Origin of the sequence: Pacificibacter maritimus (assembly GCF_003814915.1) — a bacterium.
In the GTDB taxonomy this organism is placed as follows: Bacteria; Pseudomonadota; Alphaproteobacteria; order Rhodobacterales; family Rhodobacteraceae; genus Celeribacter; species Celeribacter maritimus.
The window spans coordinates 545497-566482 of record NZ_RKQK01000001.1 but is presented as its reverse complement, the minus strand read 5'-3'; the positions used below and the strand labels follow the sequence as shown (position 1 = coordinate 566482).

21 protein-coding genes are annotated in these 20986 nt (G+C 52.4%); 4 read left to right on the top strand and 17 right to left on the bottom strand.

What is annotated here, in order from left to right; genetic code table 11:
* Positions 1-23: 23 nt before the first annotated feature.
* Complete coding sequence (locus tag EDD53_RS02620; RefSeq protein ID WP_123791638.1) at positions 24-203, bottom strand: DUF3553 domain-containing protein; 180 nt, start codon at positions 201-203, stop codon at positions 24-26.
* 36 nt (positions 204-239) lie between these two features.
* On the opposite strand from EDD53_RS02620, the gene EDD53_RS02615 reads away from it, so the two are divergent.
* The gene (locus tag EDD53_RS02615; protein ID WP_123791637.1) at positions 240-839 is read left to right on the top strand and encodes a histidine phosphotransferase family protein; all 600 of its coding nucleotides are present in this window, start codon (positions 240-242) and stop codon (positions 837-839) included.
* A 76-nt stretch (positions 840-915) separates the two neighbouring features.
* Here EDD53_RS02615 and EDD53_RS02610 read toward each other — a convergent pair whose 3' ends face one another.
* The 11 genes from EDD53_RS02610 to EDD53_RS02560 all read right to left on the bottom strand — a co-directional run bounded on the left by EDD53_RS02610 (position 916) and on the right by EDD53_RS02560 (position 10754).
* On the bottom strand, positions 916-2181 hold the full coding sequence (locus EDD53_RS02610) for a glutamate-5-semialdehyde dehydrogenase (protein WP_123791636.1): 1266 nt from the start codon (positions 2179-2181) through the stop codon (positions 916-918).
* Positions 2178-3278 carry a glutamate 5-kinase gene (proB, locus tag EDD53_RS02605; protein WP_123791635.1) on the bottom strand — a complete coding sequence of 367 codons (1101 nt, stop codon included), beginning with the start codon at positions 3276-3278 and terminating at the stop codon, positions 2178-2180. The genes EDD53_RS02610 and proB overlap by 4 nt, the downstream gene beginning before the upstream one ends.
* Entirely contained in the window at positions 3266-4312 is a 1047-nt protein-coding gene (obgE, locus tag EDD53_RS02600; RefSeq protein ID WP_123791634.1) for a GTPase ObgE, read from the bottom strand. The genes proB and obgE overlap by 13 nt, the downstream gene beginning before the upstream one ends.
* A gap of 185 nt (positions 4313-4497) precedes the next feature.
* Positions 4498-5055 carry a GNAT family N-acetyltransferase gene (locus tag EDD53_RS02595; RefSeq protein ID WP_123791633.1) on the bottom strand — a complete coding sequence of 186 codons (558 nt, stop codon included), beginning with the start codon at positions 5053-5055 and terminating at the stop codon, positions 4498-4500.
* A 194-nt stretch (positions 5056-5249) separates the two neighbouring features.
* A complete protein-coding gene (rpmA, locus tag EDD53_RS02590) occupies positions 5250-5519 on the bottom strand; it encodes a 50S ribosomal protein L27 (protein ID WP_123791632.1) in 270 nt (89 codons plus the stop codon).
* A gap of 22 nt (positions 5520-5541) precedes the next feature.
* On the bottom strand, positions 5542-6201 hold the full coding sequence (locus EDD53_RS02585; RefSeq protein ID WP_123791631.1) for a 50S ribosomal protein L21: 660 nt from the start codon (positions 6199-6201) through the stop codon (positions 5542-5544).
* A gap of 297 nt (positions 6202-6498) precedes the next feature.
* Positions 6499-7368 (bottom strand): DUF2059 domain-containing protein, encoded by an 870-nt coding sequence (locus EDD53_RS02580; RefSeq protein WP_170162663.1) that lies wholly within the window; start codon positions 7366-7368, stop codon positions 6499-6501.
* Between the two features lie 70 nt (positions 7369-7438).
* Positions 7439-8536 carry a hypothetical protein gene (locus EDD53_RS02575; protein WP_123791629.1) on the bottom strand — a complete coding sequence of 366 codons (1098 nt, stop codon included), beginning with the start codon at positions 8534-8536 and terminating at the stop codon, positions 7439-7441.
* Positions 8537-8550: 14 nt separating this feature from the next.
* Positions 8551-9255 carry an RlmE family RNA methyltransferase gene (locus EDD53_RS02570; protein ID WP_123791628.1) on the bottom strand — a complete coding sequence of 235 codons (705 nt, stop codon included), beginning with the start codon at positions 9253-9255 and terminating at the stop codon, positions 8551-8553.
* A gap of 121 nt (positions 9256-9376) precedes the next feature.
* Positions 9377-9817 (bottom strand): tellurite resistance TerB family protein, encoded by a 441-nt coding sequence (locus tag EDD53_RS02565; RefSeq protein ID WP_123791627.1) that lies wholly within the window; start codon positions 9815-9817, stop codon positions 9377-9379.
* A 64-nt stretch (positions 9818-9881) separates the two neighbouring features.
* On the bottom strand, positions 9882-10754 hold the full coding sequence (locus tag EDD53_RS02560) for an NAD(P)-dependent oxidoreductase (protein ID WP_123791626.1): 873 nt from the start codon (positions 10752-10754) through the stop codon (positions 9882-9884).
* 93 nt (positions 10755-10847) lie between these two features.
* On the opposite strand from EDD53_RS02560, the gene EDD53_RS02555 reads away from it, so the two are divergent.
* From EDD53_RS02555 to EDD53_RS02545, 3 genes are read left to right on the top strand one after another with little or no spacing between them, the layout of a single operon-like run.
* Positions 10848-13328 carry a penicillin acylase family protein gene (locus tag EDD53_RS02555; protein ID WP_123791625.1) on the top strand — a complete coding sequence of 827 codons (2481 nt, stop codon included), beginning with the start codon at positions 10848-10850 and terminating at the stop codon, positions 13326-13328.
* Positions 13329-13362: 34 nt separating this feature from the next.
* Positions 13363-14388: a zinc transporter ZntB gene (locus EDD53_RS02550; RefSeq protein ID WP_123791624.1), complete on the top strand. Its 1026-nt coding sequence runs from the start codon at positions 13363-13365 to the stop codon at positions 14386-14388.
* 1 nt (position 14389) lies between these two features.
* Positions 14390-14689, top strand: a complete 300-nt coding sequence (locus EDD53_RS02545) for a hypothetical protein (RefSeq protein WP_123791623.1) — start codon at positions 14390-14392, stop codon at positions 14687-14689.
* Positions 14690-14757: 68 nt separating this feature from the next.
* Here the strand turns inward: EDD53_RS02545 and hflX are convergent, their stop codons facing one another.
* From hflX to ntrX, 5 genes are all read right to left on the bottom strand, one after another.
* Positions 14758-16026 carry a GTPase HflX gene (gene hflX, locus EDD53_RS02540; RefSeq protein ID WP_246002162.1) on the bottom strand — a complete coding sequence of 423 codons (1269 nt, stop codon included), beginning with the start codon at positions 16024-16026 and terminating at the stop codon, positions 14758-14760.
* Positions 16027-16050: 24 nt separating this feature from the next.
* The gene (gene hfq / locus EDD53_RS02535; protein WP_123791621.1) at positions 16051-16284 is read right to left on the bottom strand and encodes an RNA chaperone Hfq; all 234 of its coding nucleotides are present in this window, start codon (positions 16282-16284) and stop codon (positions 16051-16053) included.
* A 181-nt stretch (positions 16285-16465) separates the two neighbouring features.
* The gene (locus EDD53_RS02530; RefSeq protein WP_246002160.1) at positions 16466-18019 is read right to left on the bottom strand and encodes a TrkH family potassium uptake protein; all 1554 of its coding nucleotides are present in this window, start codon (positions 18017-18019) and stop codon (positions 16466-16468) included.
* A 17-nt stretch (positions 18020-18036) separates the two neighbouring features.
* Positions 18037-19413 carry a Trk system potassium transporter TrkA gene (gene trkA / locus EDD53_RS02525; RefSeq protein ID WP_123791619.1) on the bottom strand — a complete coding sequence of 459 codons (1377 nt, stop codon included), beginning with the start codon at positions 19411-19413 and terminating at the stop codon, positions 18037-18039.
* A 157-nt stretch (positions 19414-19570) separates the two neighbouring features.
* Positions 19571-20974 carry a nitrogen assimilation response regulator NtrX gene (ntrX, locus tag EDD53_RS02520; protein WP_123791618.1) on the bottom strand — a complete coding sequence of 468 codons (1404 nt, stop codon included), beginning with the start codon at positions 20972-20974 and terminating at the stop codon, positions 19571-19573.
* Positions 20975-20986: the final 12 nt, after the last annotated feature.

Here is a 20986-nt window from a genome sequence, read left to right as displayed (position 1 = left end):
ACCTTTCGTTAACCAAATTCAGACTATTCAAACAAGGGAAGGAGCGCCACGCGATGACTGTCGATCACAACTTTGCCCATGTGTTCAAACATAACCGTCAACTTACCATTGATGTTCGATTGCACCTGCCCCTTGCCCCAATCGCTTTGCTGCGGATGGCACACGATCTGACCAGGTTCTAACATCGCATTAAGATTGTCCATTCGAATTCCCTTACTAACGCCCCCTCAGGAGACACAATGACCAAAGATATGACCCGCGACATCGCAGCAATGATCGGTTCGCGTATTTGCCACGATCTTATCAGCCCCGTCGGTGCCATTTCAAATGGTGTCGAACTTTTGGCCATGTCTGCGGGTGACACAAGTGCCGAACTCAGCCTTATCTCGGAAAGTGTGGACAATGCAAATGCGCGGGTAAAGTTTTTCCGCATCGCCTTTGGGATGGCATCACAGGGTCAAATGACAGGTCGCCAAGAGATGGTGAGCATTCTCAAAGGTCTAGAAACACCGCGCCAAACATATGACTGGCAGCCAACAACAGATATGTTGCGCGATGAAGTCAAGCTTGCTTGCCTCATGGTGATGTGTATCGAAACTGCTCTGCCCCGTGGTGGCGCAATTCAAATCAGCAGTGAAAATGGCCAATTGCAAGTCACGGCACGCTCTGACCGCTTGGACCCTTCACCTGAACTTTGGGCACGCTTAGGCGCTGTTTCCACGCCAGATGGATTGAAACCCAATGAAGTACAATTCATCTTGGCCCCGCTTCAAGCCGACTTATTAGGGCGGCGAATTTGCAGCCAAGACGACGCTGGGGCGTTGCGCCTGATGGCCTAAAAAGGCGAAATTTGTGCAAAATGGCGCGCCCCGCATAAGGACGCGCCATTCTATTTTGGCTATTTCAATTGCAGACCTAGCCGCGCGTCGCGCCATTTGAGGTCACGAGATATTTGAACGAAGTCAATTGTTCTGCCCCCACAGGTCCACGCGCATGCATTTTACCTGTCGCGATCCCGATTTCGCCACCCATACCAAATTCACCACCATCGGCGAATTGTGTCGATGAGTTATGCATCAAAATCGCACTATCAATACGCTCAAAAAACTTGGCCACATTGGCATCGGTTTCGGAAATAATGCAATCCGTATGCGATGAAGAATATTGATGAATATGCGCAATCGCCCCATCAATATCGTCAACAACCTTGGCCGCGATGATGCTATCGGCGTACTCATGCCCCCAGTCGTCTTGGGTCGCAGGAACAACACCCTCGATTGCTTGCAAGGTCTCATCGCCGCGCACTTCAATGCCCGCGTCGATCAAAGCTTTGACCACATCAGTCCCAAGAGTATCAACTAAGTCTTTGTGAATAAGCAAACATTCGGCAGCACCACAAATCCCAGTGCGACGGGTTTTGGCGTTGATGACAACATCCATCGCCTTTTTCGCGTCACTTGAAGCATCCATAAACACATGAACAATGCCTTCGAGATGGGCAAAAACAGGCACGCGGGCTTCGCGTTGAACCAAGCCAACCAGCCCTTTGCCGCCACGGGGCACAATGACATCGACATAATCGGTCATAGTCAAAAGTTCGCGCACAGCCGCACGGTCACGGGTGGGAATACGCTGGATCGCATCTGCGGGCAGACCCGCTGACACCAAACCATCAACCAAACATTCATGGATCACGCCAGAGGAATGAAAGCTCTCAGAGCCACCGCGCAAAATCACCGCATTGCCCGCTTTCAGGCACAAAGCGCCTGCATCTGCGGTCACATTCGGGCGCGATTCATAGATCACGCCGATGACGCCCAAGGGCGTACGTGTGCGTTTGATATGCAAGCCAGATGGCATATCCCATTCGGCAATAACATCACCCACAGGATCTTTTTGTTCAGCAATGGTGCGCAGGGCGTCAACGATGCCGCGAATGCGGTCTTCGTCTAGCATCAAACGATCCAACATCGCAGATGTCAGCCCTTTGTCGCGGCCAAATTGCATGTCTTTTTCATTGGCGTCAACGATCTCGGCACGGCGTTTCCAAATCGCTTCTGCAGCACCTATCAAGGCCGCGTGTTTCCGTTCGGCTGAAGCATAAGCCAGTTCAGCGGCGGCCGCTTTGGCGCGTTTGCCGATGTCTTGCATGAGGTCGGTAATATTCAATGTATCGCTCATAGCACCATATCATCCCTATGAATCAAAGCAGATCGGCCTGAATAGCCAAGGATCGCTTGTATATCTTGTGATTGTGCGCCTTTGATCGCATTCGTTTCTTCTGCTGTGTAGCGAATAAGACCAAAGCCGACTTGTATGTGATCAGGCCCAAAAATCGTCACGGGGTCGCCGCGACCAAAGTCACCTGTTGTGCTTACAACACCTGCAGGCAACAGAGAATTCCCCTGTGCCAAAGCGCGCGCAGCACCAGCATCGACAGTGACAGTCCCTTTCGGTTTCATCGCACAGATCCAGTTTTTACGTGCATTTTCAGGGTTGTCGTAGGGGATAAACCAAGTGGCCTGCGCCCCGTTCAAAAGTGCAGCCAATGGGTTGGCAATCGCCCCTTGCGTAATGGCCATAGCACAGCCACCCACGGTCGCTGTTTTCGCCGCCAAAATTTTGGTTTTCATCCCGCCTTTTGACAGTCCAGACACAGGATCCCCTGCCATCGCTTCGATTTCAGGCGTGATTTCTGTGACCTGCGGCAAGTGACGGGCCGAAGGATCTGTCTTTGGGTTGGATGTATACAAACCGTCGATATCGGATAAAAGAACCAACTGATCCGCGCCGACCGTGACCGCAATCTGTGCGGCCAAACGATCGTTGTCGCCATAGCGAATTTCATCAGTTGCGATTGTGTCGTTTTCATTCACAATCGGCACGACACCCAAAGAAATCAAAGCTTCCAAGGTGGCACGTGAATTCAAATATCTGCGACGGTCACTACTGTCATCTAGCGTCAGCAAGACCTGCGATGTCATGATGCCATGGGGCATCAATGCTTCGCGGTAGGCATGCGCTAATCGCACCTGCCCGACCGAAGCACAGGCTTGTGATTGTTCCAAAGGCAGTTCTGTGAGCGGCAAATTCAACATGCCGCGTCCCAAAGCGATAGAACCCGATGAAACCAAGATTACATCCATGCCCCGCGCTTTGAGCATAGCAACGTCATCCGCCAGACTGGTTAACCATTCTGTGCGTAACGCTCCATTTTCAACCAAAAGGGCTGATCCGATTTTAACAACAACTCGTTTAGCTTGAGTTAAGGTCGCCACGATGTCTCTTCCTCATCGCCTCCGCTGGCTTTTTTCGTCCGCAGGCGATCCATTGATATTTCTGCTTTTAAAGCGCGCAAGACTGTATCCACCCCGTCGCGGCTCACGCCCGACATTGTGTAAACACGGCCACCAGAAGCCTTTTCTAACGCTGACTTTTTCTCAGCGATCTCATCTTCACTTAGGCTGTCAACTTTGTTGAGCACGGTAATCCGCGGCTTATCGCCAAGTTCTTCAGTGTAGTTAGAAATCTCGTTGACGATCACTTCATAGTCGGCGGCCACGTCGTCTGATGTGCCATCCACAAGATGGAGCAACACAGCACAACGTTCCACATGACCCAAGAAGAGATCCCCAAGACCACGTCCTTCAGATGCGCCCTCGATCAGGCCGGGGATATCAGCAACAACGAATTCAGAGTTGTCGATCCCAACAACCCCAAGATTGGGGTGCATCGTCGTAAAAGGATAATCTGCCACTTTGGGACGTGCGTTAGACGTCACGGACAGAAACGTGGATTTACCCGCATTGGGCATACCCAAAAGCCCCGCATCGGCGATCAATTTCAGGCGCAACCAAATCGTGCGGTCGATACCATCTTGGCCGGGGTTGGCGGTACGTGGGGCTTGGTTTGTTGAAGACTTAAAGTGAAGGTTGCCCCAACCACCATTGCCGCCTTTGGCAAGAATGATTTTTTGGCCAACCTCTGTCACGTCATACAGGACGGTTTCTTGGTCTTCGTCTAGAATTTCAGTGCCCGCAGGCACGCGCAGGTAAATATCGTTTCCGTCTTTACCTGTACGATTGCTGCCCATGCCGCCTTGGCCATTTTGGGCAAAGAAATGCTGTTGGTAGCGAAAATCGATCAACGTGTTCAAACCGTCGACAGCTTCGATGATGACATTGCCACCTTTCCCGCCATCGCCACCATTGGGACCACCGTATTCGATATATTTCTCGCGCCGAAACGAGACACAGCCGTTGCCGCCTGAGCCTGAGCGAATGTAAACTTTACAAAGATCGAGAAACTTCATGTGGTGATCCTTTCAGACCGAGGCATATCCTGCCTGTTTAGCAAATTCAATCAACCTTATGCGCGCCCGACGCGGTCGGCGTAAGAGTGAAAACGCGTAAAGACACGCTTTCTTGCTTTTTATCAATCACCACAGGGGTTAAGAGGCCGCCAGACCTGTATCGGCGGCCTCTTTTCCAGCGGAAATCAGCTTAATTTACAGACATAAGTCCATGTTGGCACGCGCGCGCCACGCGCCACGCTAAAGGTTTCGGCGTCACCCAGATATTCGAATCCCGCGTTTGTCACAACGCGCGCTGAAGCTTGGTTGTCTTGGAAAATTTCAGCAAAGAGCGTTTTGTCACCCAAAGGGTTTGCCGCCACCAAAGCTTTGAGTGCAGATGACGCGATACCTGTGCCCCAAAATGAGGGCGCAACCCAAAAGCTGACTTCAGATTGATCGCGCTCAAGGGGTTTCAACTGCATCACACCCATGACTTCAGACAGGCCAGCGGCCGCGCCATCTATGATATAGGTATGCAATGCCACTTTCGGGTCAAGCGAGCGGGCAATGAAGGCTTCTGTTGCGCCTGGCGGCAAAGGGTGCGGCAAAGACCGCGCAGCATGGGCCACACGTTTATCGCTGGCGTAAAGCGACAAAAGCCCTACATCCGATGTTTTCGGTGCACGCAGAACAAAGCGTTCTGCCGCTATTGTGGCTTGAACATTGGCGTTATCACGCTCAATCGTATGATCCAATTTCATATCTCTCCTCCTCGAAGAGTAAGTGACTACGGCCACCCCCTCCCAAGGGGGCCGGCGCGGCTTGAATGACATACCGCATACACAAAAATTCTAAATATCGAACGTCGCCCTTTAAGTTTGCGAGCAGACGTTAGGACAAAAAAAGGGACCGACCCGAAGGCCGATCCCTTGAATTGTAAACCATCAAGGTCGGCTTATTCAGCGGCCTCTGCCACTGGAAGCACGGAAATGAAGGTGCGGTTTTTGAGACCCTTGTGGAATTTCACATTGCCTTCGACTGTTGCGAAGATTGTGTGATCCTTGCCAAGGCCAACGCCTTCGCCTGGGTAGAACTTCGTGCCGCGCTGACGCACGATGATGTTGCCTGCGATTGCAGCCTGACCACCGTAGAGTTTAACGCCGAGACGACGACCAGCTGAGTCGCGACCGTTGCGGGACGAACCGCCTGCTTTTTTATGTGCCATGGTGTGCTCTCCTAAACTCTACTTATTTCGCCAAAGCTTTGGCTTGATCAATCCAGCCTTCGCGCTCGATGCGGCCTTTGAAAGACAACTTTTCACCGAATGCTTCGGCGTCAGCCTCTGTCCAAGCTGCGATTTGAGCGAAAGATGTTACACCTGCAGCGTGGAGTTTTTTCTCCAAAGCAGGACCAACACCAGACAATTGTTTCAAATCGTCAGACCCAGCAGCTGCTGGTGCAGCTTTTGCGGCAGCTTTTGGAGCCGCGGCTTTTTTCGCAGCAGCCTTAAGAGCAGCATCGCCAGAACCGTAAGCTGCAACATGTGCTTCTTTACGTGCCAAGCTTGCGCCAACAGCAGCTTTAACGCCAGATGCGTCTGCACCTTTTTCCAAGATGTCAGTAATACGTAGCAAAGTAAGTTGCTGACGGTGGCCCTTGGTGCGTTTCGAAGAGTGCTTACGACGACGCTTAACGAAGTTGATAAGCTTTTCGCCTTTGATTTGGTCGATCACTTCAGCTTGTACAGCTGCGCCATCAACCAATGGTGCGCCCACAGTGGAGCCAACCATAAGAATCTCGTTGAACTGGATTTTTTCACCAGCTGAGACAGCAAGCTTTTCTACACGCAAAACGTCACCGCTTTGTACTTTGTATTGCTTACCGCCAGTTTTCAGAACTGCGAACATGCAGTCGTCCTTTCAATATACCCGCGTTCTTTGGTCCCTTTGCAAATGGTATGCCCATCTGCGCCAGCGTTTGTTACCGCGAACAGCGCGTCCCACTTTTGGGGACGAGATTTTCTAAACACCATTGTTTTATGCCAATCTACGATTGGGTTTATCCAAAACAATAGCCCTCGGTCGCACTTATAGCACGCCAAGTGGCGCGTATATCAAGAATCGTGGCCTTAAAGTCAAGCACTGACTGGAGCAATTCACCAATAAACCCATGTAGAGCGCCAAGACCCGCGCAAATGGGCCGTCTTATAAGTCCTGACCAGCAGAGCTTTGTGCCAAAACAGCTGTGCCAGCGCCCAAACCGCGTGCAAGATCGGCATAGACACTATCGAAGGCGGCAAACATAGCTAGATTTAGCGTTTGGCCTGTCTCGCTTTTTCCGAAATCGACATAGGTTGCAAAATCTTCATCGGACAGCGGCTGATAGGCCAAAGCGGAAAACCCGTAAACCCATTCGGTCACACGCGCCCGCGCTTCGGGTTCGCCAGCCCAAACTTCGCGCATGATTGTTGCCTCATCAACGCCCATCCCGTCGAGGGCTTGCGCATTAAACCCGCGATAATAGGCCATGTCCGAATTGAGCGACCCAATGATATTCATTTCGATCAGATCATTCGTATTTACATAGCTTTCAATCAAACTGCTGCGCTCACTTGAGGGATCGAGTTCAGCCCAAAGGTCGCCTGCGGCCTGCAAGACAGCTTCGTCGCCGATGGCACGGCGCGCATTAAGTTCCAGTTCAGCAATTTCTTGCCCCAAATCCGTTTCAAAAAACGCGACAGCAGGCCCCAGATCGGCATCACCAAAGGCGTCAACCAAAGCCCCGCGAAACGCGACTTCCAGACGTTCTTCGTCATAAAGACGCGTCATCATTTCGTCCCAAGCCGCGCGGGGTATGCCCAATTCTTCATCCGAGATATCGTCAGACATGCTGCGCCCCTCTTCGGAGAGCACTGCGATAACATCGCGGAATTTCATGAGATCCATCAGCCGATCAACAGGGGCAGACACTGCAGATGACAGGCTGAAAACCAATGCCACGGGTGCCAAAAGCATAGCGCGCAAAACGGGACCTGAAGCGATAGATTTAAGAACTGAAAAATTAAGATAAGCCATAGGACACCGTCTATACAAGATTTGTATATAATAGGTAATCAAGCTGCAAAGATGTGCAAGTGCTGTGACACTATCGTGATGATGAATGTGGGAAAAAACCGCAATCAAATGCCACATCCAACTGCGCCCCATCGCCTGAAATCAATCGCAAGCTATCACCACTTGGCACAATATCCGCGACAGACTGCCAGTGTTCGGGGCGGGCCACGCGCAAAATAGCATGGCGCATGACTGTGGTCTTCGTCGGCGCCAAGTGAATATGGGTCGCTATATTTTCACGCGCAATGGCATTGTCTTTTGCTGCATCGGCCAAGGTTGAAGCCCCTGCGCAACATCCATCTTCGACCCCTAAGACAGATTTGTGCTGTCCATTCCAAGGGGCATAAGCGCGCCCGCCATTCGAGTGCCATAGCATTGTCACTGGGGCGACTTTCGGGTCTTTCAAAAAGATCACGATGTCTTTTTCAGCCCTGCGCGTCACGGCCGTCCAACCGATTGCGGCCTCAGGCGCCTCAACCAGCGTGACGAAATCTTCATGGCCTTGCGCCTTTTGTGCTGTGACTTCATCCGCGTCTTGAAACGGGTAGTGATGCAAATCTACGTTGCCACCGTCTTTGCTGGGAAAGCGCGCCAAATCGGTGCTGCGTGCGGGATAGGCCAACCTGTGCTGAGGTTCGAGTGGATTATCGGGCGTTATAGCACAAAGCTTGCGCGAAAACCCTATGTGGCATCCCTGCGCTACATGTACCATCGGGTGATGCGCAAAGGTCAAATGCCCCTGCCCGCCTGAAATGTGATGCGTTTGATATACCGCTGAGTGGCCCGAAATCAACTGGACGGTCTTGGTCAGCCTTGCGCCAAAAACATCGCGCTGTAACTTAGCGCTAAGCTGCGCGGCTTGCGGGGTTTCGCTGGTATGAGTGATCGACCAAGGGGTATTGGCAGGCCAACCATGCGGCGGGATATCTGACAGGCCTGATCCGCCGAAAGGCGCGCAAAAGAAATCGCCAGACAGATGTGCATCCACAGGTGCGTCTGCACAATCGGCTAAAGCTGTGCCAACCCAATGGGCCTGATGTAAAATCGACTGCCCCGCCATGTGAACGGCACTTATAGCCCCCACAAGCGGATTAAATCTAACGGATACATCGCCTGCAGATAAGGTCATAGACCCCGACATGGTCAGCCCTTAAAGCCTGTTGCCACAACAAATTTTTCAGAACTGTCAGAGCGCGATGACGGCGGTTTCACATGCACCACTTTGGTAAAACGCTGCTTGAGGATCTTTTGCAAATCCCCCTCAGCGCCCCCAGCCAAAACCTTGGCCACAAAAGTACCGCCCTCATCCAAAACATCAAAAGCGAAATAGGCAGCGGCTTCGCATAAGGCCATAATGCGGTTGTGGTCGGTTTGTTTGTGACCCGATGCTTTGGCAGCCATATCGGACATCACAACATCAGCTGCACCGCCCAGCCATTTCTTGGTTTTGATATCCGCGTCATCTTCCATGAAATCAAGCTGGTGAATTTCAGCCCCCGCAATAGGTTCGACTTCTTGCAAATCGACGCCCAAAACATAGCCAATGCGTTTGCCAGATTTTTCACCCAAAGAATTGACCCGCTTTACGGCCACCTGACACCAGCCTCCAGGCGCACAGCCCAGATCGACCACCCGCGCACCCGGCACGAGAAAGCGGAATTTGTCGTCGAGTTCCAAGATTTTGTAAGCCGCGCGCCCGCGATAGCCTTCAGTTTGCGCCCGTTTTACATATGGATCATTCAACTGACGCTCAAGCCAAAGGGTCGAAGACAGCTTGCGCCCCCGTGCTGATTTAACTTTTACGCGCAGGTCGCGCACGCCGCGCCCCGATGATTTCTTTTCAGCCATGATGTCAACTTTCCGTCTTTGTCCCTGCCATACCACTAACCAACGGGGATTGGAATGCAGGCTTTTGCCTCAAAGGGCGTAAAAACAGATGTGGTCAAACCGTCCAAAGCTGCAAAATGCCCTAGCCTTTGGCAGCTTGTTTCAACTCTTGCGCACGCGCTTTTGAAATACCCAAGGCGCGCTCGATTTCGCGCAACAACTGTTCTTCAGGTTCTTTTTTGACGCCATCGGCATAGACGACCGCCCAAAGTGCAGCGACCGTGGCCTCACGTTCGGCGATTGAAACGGAGGATTTCAAAATATCCGTCATCTCAACCGTGTCTGGCATTTCGCTTTCCAACAACTGACAAGAAGCGCGCATTTTTGCAGCCTCTACAGGGTTCAAATCATAGCGCGCAGCCAAGACTTCATCTATGACCTGAATTTCTTCCAATCGAAACACGCTGTCCGCCTTTGCAGCGCGCACCATCAATGCCCCCATGGCGTGACGTGCGTCTGCTTCTGGTAAAGGCGTGTGGTACTCAGGGGGTTTTCCCAAAAATGACAAAAGCGTTTCTAGCATACATGCATCCAATCAATCAAAAACGGCAGATCCGCCCGCGGCACATCTGTTTTATAACATAGCCTTAATCAAAAGACTTCAAGCGTTTCATCAAACTTGAGGTGTCCCAACGTCCGCCCCCCATTTTTTGCACATCTTTGTAAAACTGATCGACCAAAGCGGTCACTGGCAGGCTGGCCCCCACATCATCGCCCGCTTCCAGACAGATCGCCAAATCTTTGCGCATCCAATCCACAGCAAAGCCGTGGTCATAGTCGTCTGCCAGCATGGTTTTGTGACGGTTGACCATCTGCCAACTGCCAGCGGCGCCACCAGAAATCACATCAACCAAGGCTTCGCCGTCAAGGCCAGATTTTTCCGCCAAATGCAGCGCCTCTGACAGGCCTTGGACCAAGCCTGCGATGGCGATTTGGTTGCACATCTTTGCTGTTTGGCCCGCACCCACATTGCCTAAGCGTTTGATGATTTTTCCATAAGCCTGCATCGCGGGTTCAGCTGCCGTAAAATCGGCCTCGGAGCCACCACACATGACAGAAAGCACGCCGTTTTCAGCGCCAGCCTGACCGCCAGAGACAGGCGCATCCACATAGCCGATGCCCTTTTGTGCCGCGATCTCAGCCAATTCACGCGTTACTTTGGCTGAAACCGTCGTGTGATCGACAAAAATCGCACCTGTCTGCATGCCAGAAAACGCGCCATCATCGCCCAAACAGACAGAGCGCAGATCATCATCATTGCCCACACATGCCATCACGAATTGCGCGCCTTGTGCCGCCTCGCGTGGAGTTGCGGCAGATTGGCCCTTGTGAGTTTCGGCCCAGTCCAAAGCCTTGGCATAGGTGCGGTTGTAAACAGTCACCGATTGGCCATTTTTTGCCAGATGACCTGCCATCGGGCCACCCATAACCCCAAGACCTAGAAATGCTACGCGCGCCATGGCTTTTTTCCTTTGAGTAAGTGTGGTTTAACGCCACAATAAGTCCTAACGCTTAGGGCGCATTCGTCAACATAAAGCAGGTTCTATTTGTCCATGGCAGTCTATTTTAAATGGTTGTTTCGCCTTGTTATAGGCATTTTGATTATCACATTGATGATCGGCTACTTGGCTTATTACTTAGGCACGCGGTCCCTGCCCGATTACAATGCAACATTTACAACCAAAGGCCTGTCGGGGCCGATTGAAATAGCACGCGATACGGCCAATGTGCCGCATATTTTTGCCAGTACCGACGAAGATGTGTTTTACGGCATAGGCTTTGCCCATGCCCAAGACCGCTTGTTTCAAATGATGCTGTTGCGGCGCACTGCGCAAGGAAAGCTGTCAGAACTGTTTGGTCCGCGGACCAAAAACACTGATAAATTGATGCGAAGCTTGGCGATTTATGACGCTGCTGAGAGCTCGATCGCAGTTCAAACGCCACAAACCCGTGCAGCGCTTGACGCATATGCACGCGGTGTGAATGCGTGGATCGGTGAAATCAACAAAGGATCAATGGGACGCGGTGCGCCCGAGTTTTTCCTATTTCCCTCAGAAATTGCCTATTGGCGTGCCGAAGATTCTCTGGCCTTGCTGAAACTGGTTGCTCTGCGCCAATCCGATCATATTTCCACCGAAGTCACGCGCGCGCGCACCTCGCTTTTGTTGCCAAAGGAACGCCTGCGCGATTTGCTGCCTGATGCGCCTGGAAGTGTCAGCACGATGTTGAAAGACTATGCGCAAATCTTGCCCAAAGACAGCGATCTACCGAATAAGCTTGCGCAAGGCACAAGCCAGATGTCCGAAAATTACGCCATGGCAGGTCTTCAACCTGCGCCTTTTGGGGGGGCATCTAATGTTTGGGCTGCCGCCCCTGCGCGCTCTGCTTCTGGCGCGTCTTTGATGGCCAATGATCCGCATCTTGGCTTCACCGCGCCTGGTGCATGGTATTTGGCGCATCTGGGTCTGCGCACGGGTGGCACAATCGGGGCGACTATTCCAGGCATCCCCTTTATCGTTGCGGGGCGCAAAGACAGTTTGGCTTGGGGGATCACATCGGCTTACACGGATGATGCGGACCTTTACATCGAACAGATTAACCCAGAAGACAGCACCCAAGTCATGACCCCTGAGGGGTTCAAAAAGATGCGCATAAAATCGTCTATTATTCGCATCAAAGACGCAGCCCCCGAAACTGTGACCCTTCGCTGGACCGAAAACGGACCAGTGCTGCCGCAAACTGCGTTTAACTTGAACACGGTCACGCCCACGGGGTTCTTGATGTCTGTGGCTTGGACAGCCCTCGCAGCTGATGACACGTCAATGTCAGCCCTTTACGCTTTGATGCAAGCCAATTCTGTCGATGAAGGCCTTGAGGCTGGGCAAGATTTCGTGGCCCCCGCTTTAAACCTGACGTTAGCAGACCCTGATCGTGTGGCGCAAAAAACCATCGGCCGAGCACCTTTGCGTGATATCAATCACCAAAGCCAAGGCCGCATTCCTTCGCAGGGCTGGGTCGAGGCAAACCGCTGGCAAGGGGTACGCGACTACGCCTCTTTGCCACTGGCCGCCCCCGATGAAACGGGAATTGTCGGCAATACCAACAATAAAACCACCAACGAAGCCTTTCCCAATCACCTGTCCTATCACTGGGGCGATACGCAGCGCATTCAACGCTGGAAAGGCCTGATGCAAAGCCGCGAAGTGCACACACGCGAAAGCTTTATAGAGGCGCAAAACGACATCGTTTCCTATTCTGCGCGCGCCCTTTTGCCGCTTGTGGCCGCTGATCTGTGGTTCACGGGAGAAGCCGCACCAGAGGGCACCCCCGAACGTCAACGCCAACGCGCCCTTGAACTTTTAGCCGAATGGAACGGCGAAATGAACGAACATCTGCCCGAACCGCTGATCTATTCTGCATGGATGCGGGCTTTGCAAGATCGTTTGATCCGTGATGAATTGGGGCCTTTGGCGCGCGCTTTTACCCATGTGGAACCTTTGTTTATCGAACGGGTGTTTCGCGATATAGGCGGGGCTTCTGTTTGGTGTGATGTTCTGCAATCTGCCAGCACGGAAACCTGTTCTGATATTGCGCGGCTCTCTTTGGATGATGCGCTTTTGGCCGTGGGCGAAACCTACGGAACAGCGCTTGAATCCCTGCGCTGGGGCGATGCGCATATGGCCGAGCACAAACATCCCGTTTTGGGGGATGTGCCCTTTTTGAAATGGATCGTGAACATTCGCCAATCCACCTCTGGGGGCGATAACACCCTGATGCGCGGCGTGACCTCTGGCAAAGCCGATGCGCCCTATGCAAATGTGCATGGTGCAGCCTACCGCGGGGTTTATGATTTTGCCGATCCGGACAGTTCGGTCTTTATCACAGCAACAGGTCAATCGGGCCACCCCTTGTCGCGTCACTATGATGATTTGGGCGAATTGTGGCGGCGTGGTGAATATGTGCCTATGACCCTTGATCCCAGCTTGGCGCGTGCTGCAGGCGTCGGGATCACCACGATTTTGCCCGAAGACTAAAGCCTGACTGAAACTTCAACATAGGGATTGACCCATGCCTTCAATTGCCTCTCGGACTGCCGCGCCCAAAGCGCAACTCTTTGCCTTAGATGGGCATGGCGGATCGCGCAGCGCTGATCTGCAGGACTTTGCAGAAGGCAGTGCGACCTTAGGCGCGGATGGGTTTTGCTTTGCTTGGGTGCATTCAGCGCCCCATAGCGCAGATGCAGATCAAACGACGACACATGCAGAGTTGGCCCTGTTCAATCTGGACAGTTTCGTCTTTGACGCGCTCACCGCATCCGAAACGCGGCCGCGCTGTACTGTGCATGGTGATGGCGTGATCTTGAACCTGCGCGGCGTCAATCTTAATGAAGGGGCCGCCCCAGAAGACATGATTTCAGCGCGCTTTTGGATTGAAGGCAAAGTGATCATCGGCGTTTGGAAACGCCCATTGAAAGCCATCGGAGACCTCTTTGACTCTATGGCGCGTGGCAAAGCGCCCGAGACGCCTGGCGATTTAATCGCGAAACTGGCGCTGCGCTTGTCTGATCGCGCGGAACCGATTGTGGCTGAGTTGAATGAAGCGATCGACAGTCTGGAAGACGAATTGATCGATAGCAGCACTTTGCAATCAGTGCGTCGCAAATTGGCAGTTCTGCGCCATTCTGCCACCACTTTGCGCCGCTATATGTTTCCACAACGCGATGCATTATCAACCTTGGAAATCGAAGACTTGTCATGGTTGAAAGACCAAGATCGCAGTCGCCTGCGCGAGGCTGCTGATCGTGTGACGCGCTTGGCCGAAGAACTGGATGCCATTCGTGACCGTGCGCAGATTGTGCAAGATCAGATCATGGATCGCCGCGCCGAAACCATGAACAGTCAAATGCTTTTACTGTCTATCGTTGCCGCAATATTTTTGCCTTTGGGCCTTTTGACGGGGCTTTTAGGCGTCAATGTCGGCGGAATTCCCTTGGCAAATAATGCTTGGGGCTTTGCTGTTGTTTGCGTTGTATTGGTCATGGTCAGCATTGGACAAATCTGGCTCTTTAAACGCATGGGCATGTTTGGAAAATAACGTGAATAAGTCAAAGCCTTCTGCCCTCAGCCTCGCCTTTGAAAAACTGAGATATAACAGCAGCGCCTTCATTTCATTAGGGCTTTTGTTCGGCTTCATCGCCTATTGGGGCTATGACATTCGCTCTGGCGGCTCAATCGGTACATCAAGTCGCTTTTTTCTGATCCGTTGGATCACGGAAGGCACCGAACTGGCCGCAGATACCTATGGTCAAATGTTTGTAGGCCACGCCATTATCGGCTTGGCCTTGGCAGGGTTTATTGGCGCTTGCACTTGGATTTGGCGTTCGGGTTGGGGATAGCTCTGCAAGAGTGGTTGGCTTGGGGGCGCGGTTTTGCGCCTGCCCCCAAACACTGACATCAGCCAGACTTACATTTCGCGGTATTCTTTTTCTTGGCGCGGTGTCCACAACACGGTGACGGCATAGCCTTCTTCTGTTGCTTCTTCTGCTTCCAAAATACCCTGTTCAAACAACCAAGCGCGTTTTTTGCCCTCTGCGTATGGGATCACAAAGTCGCGTTTGATTTTTTCTTCTTCGAAAAAGCCAGAGATCGCCGCCAAAAGTTCGGGAATCCCCTCGCCTGTAATGGCTGAAATTGCGAATTTATCATCCTCAGCCGCCGCACGCGCAAGCCGCGCATCTCGGGCCTCATCATCAAGCAGGTCGATCTTATTCCAGACCTCAAACATGGGCGCATCTTCTTTGATGCCCAGATCGTTCAAAATCGTACGCACATCCACGGCTTGTTCATGGGTTTTCTCATGGGCAATATCGCGAACGTGAATGATCAAATCCGCGTCTAGCACTTCTTCCAAAGTCGCACGGAACGAGGCCACAAGCTGTGTCGGTAAGCTGGAAATAAAACCAACCGTGTCGGACATGATGATTTCGCGGTCTGTGCCCCCTTGCGGCGCTTCTAAAACAACAGATCGCATCGTCGGATCAAGCGTGGCAAACAACATGTCTTTGACAAAGACATCCGCGCCAGTGACCTTGTTGAAAAAGGTCGATTTGCCAGCGTTGGTATAGCCCACCAAAGCGACAATCGGGAACGGGATTTTTGCACGGCTTGCGCGGTGCAATTCACGTGTTTTCACAACCTTTTCAAGCTGTTTGCGCAACCTGTTCATGTGGTCATCAATGGCGCGTCTATCGGCCTCGATCTGGGTTTCACCCGGACCGCCGACAAAGCCCAAACCACCACGTTGGCGTTCCAAGTGGGTCCAAGCGCGCACCAGACGCGTGCGCTGATAGCCCAAGGCCGCCAATTCGACCTGCAACACACCCTCGCGCGTGCGGGCACGATCGGAAAAGATTTCCAAAATCAGGCCCGTACGGTCTAGAAGTTTTACCTTCCATTCCTTTTCAAGATTGCGTTGTTGGACGGGGCTCACAGGGCCATCAATCAGAACCAAGTCTATTTCATTTTCAGAAATGCGCTCTTTGAGTTCTTGGATCTTACCTTTTCCAAACAGATGTCCAGGCTGCAATTTTGGTAAACGCACGATTTCAGTGCCGATGACATCCAAATTCGGCAAAGCCGCCGCCAAAGACACAGCTTCTTGCAAGCCTGCCTGCGGGTCACGGCGATTACGGTTGGCTTGGATGTCCGGATGGATCACCCAAGCGCGTGTCAACGGCGTGTCATGTTCTTGCAATTTTTACTCGTCGCCGTCGTAGAGGCTGATAGGTGTTGATGGCATGATTGTCGAAATCGCATGTTTGTACACAAGCTGAGATTGACCATCACGGCGCAAAAGCATGCAGAAATTATCGAACCAAGTGATAACACCTTGAAGTTTCACACCGTTAATCAAAAAAATCGTTACGGGAACTTTGGCTTTGCGCACATTGTTTAGGAATGCGTCTTGCAGGTTTTGCTTATCGGCGGCCATGTTTTTTGCCTTTTTTCTTGCGCTTTTGTTGCGGACTGCCTCTCGAATGGTGCAGCTACTTGGCGCCACGTTCGCAGCATGTTGCAGGAAATGTCAAGATTTCAACGCACTGAAATCGCGAACATGTTCCTAATTCGTCGCAATAAATACGATTTGGCGCGCATTTGCGCGATATCCCTGACTACTTGCGCCAAAAATCAGGGTTAAACAATGCGACGATCGCCAACATTTCCAAACGCCCCAAAACCATCGTCGCGGCTAAAATGGCCTTGGCTGCGTCGCTTAACCCTGCATAACTATAGGCGGTTTCGGCTGCAAATTGCGCCAAAGGCCCCGTGGTGGTCAGCGCGGATACAGTAAAGACAGCGGCCTGTTCAAAGGGCTGCCCCGTTAAGGCCAAGCCCATCATAACGACCGCGATGGTCAGCGCAAAGAACATGAAATAGACCCAAGCGACATAGGCCCCCTGACGCCGCAATCTGCGCGCTGTGGCCCCTGCTCCGCCCACAGATTTGGGCGATATCATCTTTTCAATTTCGCGCTCACCGTGACGCACCAAAGCGTAAAGGCGCAGCAATTTCACGCCCCCCGCAGTGGTCGCAACTCCGCCGCCGAACACAGCCAAACCCAACAACAAAACACCTGGCGCTTGCAAACCAGACCAAAGTCTTGCGGCGTCCCAATATTGGCTTTCGAAGCCAGAAGTGGTCAGAAACGACATAACCATGAACAAGCTGCCCCACCAAGATTGGATTGTCTGCACGATGGTGCTCGCAGTTTGCACCGAAGCGGGGTCAATTTCATAGGCAGCAATCCAGTGACGCGCGACCAAAATCGTGGGCAAAACGATCAATAATGCCGCGGCGATTTTCATTTCTGAATCGCGGTACAATGGCTTAAAATCGATACTGGATTGTTCAACCGCAAAGGTTTTGCGTGACAATGCCAGCATCAAAAACGCAAAAATCAGAAATTCACCGCCCAGACTGTGGTGTTCTCCTGTCAGCCCACCTACGGGGGAAATCCCCGATGTGGCCATGGTCGACATCGCATGACACAGCGCCACAAAAGGCGAAGATCCCGCCATAGCAAGCGCAAACCACAAAGCGATGGTCAGGCCGAAATACACAGGGAAAAGCCGCTGCGTATAGCGCGACAAACGCTCAGGCCCTGCCGCGACACGCGCGATTTGTGAGGTGCGCGATGCGGAGGCATTGCCCGTGGATCTTGGGCGCGCTGAAATCACTTCGAAGCCCCCCAAATTCAACGGGGCCAGTACAGCAATGGCAGTGACCCATGCGAAAAATCCGCCCAACCAGCCAACCAAAGCGATCCAAAGATGCACTGTGCGTGGCAAACGGGCTGGATCATCAAACACGGTTGCCCCTGTGGTGGTCAAAGCGGAGACCATTTCGAAATAGGTGTTGAAGAATGTGGTGCTGGGAATGGCTTCTGAAAAAGGAACTGCCAAAGCCAAGGGCAAAACCGTATAGGCGGCCACAAGTACCAAAAGCTGATTGCGCCCTTCGCGATCACGGTCGCGTTTGGTATCGCGGTCTACTGTGTCTTCGCCACGAAATCTCGCGATGGCGATGAAGCAGGCAAAAGAGGCAAGCAGAATGCCCGAATAAAAGAAGGCACGCGATTCCGCATTTTGTTGCACGGCAGCGCCATAAATCGCAGGCACCATCATTGCCCCTGCGCAGATCAGCATCAGCTGAACAAAAAATGGCATGCGCGAAAAGCGGTTCATTAGAAATAATCAATCGAAACTTGCAGCAAGCGTTCCACTTCAGGCACATCTTTTGCCAGACAGAAGAGGGTCAAAACATCGCCTTCTTCGATGCGGGTCTCGCTGGTGGGTTTAATGAATTTATCGCCATGCATGACCGCCCCCACAAGCACGCCTTCGGGGAAAGCAATGTCGCGAATACGGTGCCCAGACAAAGGCGATGTGGACAGCACCTGTGCTTCGATCACCTCGGCCTCACCGTCGCCGATGGAATAGACATTGCGCACGCGCCCGTGGCGGATGTGGCGCAAAATCGAAGATACGGTGGTGGCACGCGGATTGATATGGGCGTCGATATCAAGGGCTGTCAGAACGGGCACCAAAGACGGATCATTGACCAGACAGATCGCCATCGTACAGCCCGCCTGTTTGGCGCGCACGGCCGAGAGCATATTGACCTTATCGTCATCGGTCACACAAAGCACCGCATCGGCGCGGGAAATACCTGCTTCGCTCAAGACCTCGGCATCCAAGGCATCGCCGTGCAAAACGATGGTGCGCTCAAGCGAGTCTGCGGCTTTTTCAGCGATTTTGCGGTTCTTTTCGATCACTTTAGCGCGCACACGTTCTGTACGCTGTTCCAGCGCTTTGGCCACGCCCAGACCCACATTGCCGCCGCCCAAAATGACAACACGTTCTTGTTTGCGGTTGGTTTTGCCGAAAATTTCCAGCGTGCGCGTCACGTCTTTGGAATGGGTAAAAATGTAAATATCATCGCCTGCAAACAACTGATCGTCTGCATCGGGGGAAAACAAAACGCCCTCGCGGCGCACGCCCACCACAATGGCGCGCAGCGTTGAAAACAGATCGGTTAGCTCGCGCAAAGACGTATTTAAAACAGGGCAATGTTCAGACAAAGAGATCCCCAAAAGCTGGGCAGATCCGCCGAAAAACGCTTGGGTATCAAAAGCTGCGGGTGCAGCAAGACGGCGCAGCGCAGCTTCGGCCACTTCTTTTTCAGGTGAAATCACCACATCAATCGGCATGTGATCGCGGCGATAAAGATCAGAGTAAATCGCCGTCAAATAGGATTGCGCCCGCAAGCGCGCGATTTTACGCGGCACGTTGAAAACCGAATGCGCCACCTGACAGGTGACCATGTTGACCTCGTCTGAATGGGTGGCCGCGATGATCATATCTGCATCACGTGCGCCCGCTTTATCAAGGATATCGGGGTATGAGGCAAAGCCTTCGACCCCTTGCACATCCAAGGTATCGGTGGCACGCCGCACCAGATCGGGATTATTGTCCACAACTGTCACATCGTTTTTCTCGCCAGACAATTGCCGTGCAATCTGCCAGCCGACTTGGCCCGCGCCACAAATGATGACTTTCATCGATCATCCCTTATTGATCCAAGCCCCTTATGAGGCCCACACATTCATCCCAAGGCAATCGCCTTATGACTTTGGGTTACACGTAAATCAGATGCGGTCAACGCCTCAACGGTCCCCGCAGATATGATTTCACACAGGAACCCGTGGTCAAAGCGCCTTACTCAACGTCTTCGGGGATATAGGCCACGCGGCCGCCCGATTTATGACCTGTGACCACGCCCAAGGATTTTAATTTGCGATGCAAAGCAGACCGCTCCATGCCGACGAACGACGCTGTACGCGAAATATTTCCACCAAACCTGTTGATTTGTGTCAATAAATATTCGCGTTCAAACAGTTCACGCGCCTCACGCAGGGGCAAGGTTGCGATGCTTGGCGACAAGATAGAACGTCCGTCATCTTCGCCTTTTTCTGCCTGCTCTGGCAACTCATCGGCTGTGATCGCGGCTGTGCCTTCGCCCAAAATCAAGACCCGTTCGATCACGTTTTTCAATTGGCGCACATTTCCAGGCCATGCCAAAGTTTGCAGCATTGCCACCGCGTCGTCGGTCAATTTGCGCAGGGGCAAGCCTTGGGTTTTGTTGAACTGCGCAATAAAGGCTTCGGCCAAAACAGGGATGTCTTCGCGGCGTTTTTCCAAAGCAGGCACTTCAATCGGCACCACATTTAAACGGTGGTAAAGTTCTTCGCGAAAGTTTCCTGCGGCAATTTCGGTTTCCAAATCGCGGCTGGTGGATGAAATCACACGCAGATCAACCGTGATCTTTTCGGAACCACCCACGCGGGTAAATCGTTGATCCACTAAGACCCGCAAAATTTTGGACTGAGTGCCCGCAGGCATATCCGCCACTTCATCAAAATAGATCACCCCGCCGCTGGCTTCTTCCAACAGACCTTTTTCGATGCCCTGCTCTGAACTTTCGCGCCCGAACAGCACCTCTTCCATGCGGTCAGGTTCGATTGTCGCTGCACTGACGGAAACAAACGGGAAAGCCCCGCGATCAGAGTGGCTGTGAATATAGCGCGCGGCCACTTCTTTGCCCACACCCGCAGGCCCCGTGAGCATGACACGCCCGTTAGACTTGGTGACTTTTTCCAGATTGGATTTAAGCTGTTTAAAGGCCGCGGAACTGCCGATCATATCGACTTCGCCGCCATCTTTGCGGCGCAGCGCAGAGTTTTCTTGACGCAAGCGCGACGTTTCCATCGCACGACCGACAACGACCATCAACTGATCAATATTGAACGGCTTTTCGATAAAGTCATAGGCACCTTGTTTGATGGCAGCGACAGCGATTTCGATATTGCCATGACCAGAGATGATGATGATCGGCACTTCTGGATGTTCGCGTTTCACATGTTTTAGAATATCGATCCCATCCATGTGGCTGTCTTTTAACCAAATATCCAAAACCATCAGTGATGGAACAGAGGCAGCGATTTCAGCCATGCACCCATCTGAATTGGCCGCAAGACGGGTTTCATAGCCTTCATCTTTCAATATGTCGCCAATCAGCTCGCGAATGTCCTGTTCATCATCAACAATCAAAATATCAGACATCGTTTACTCCAC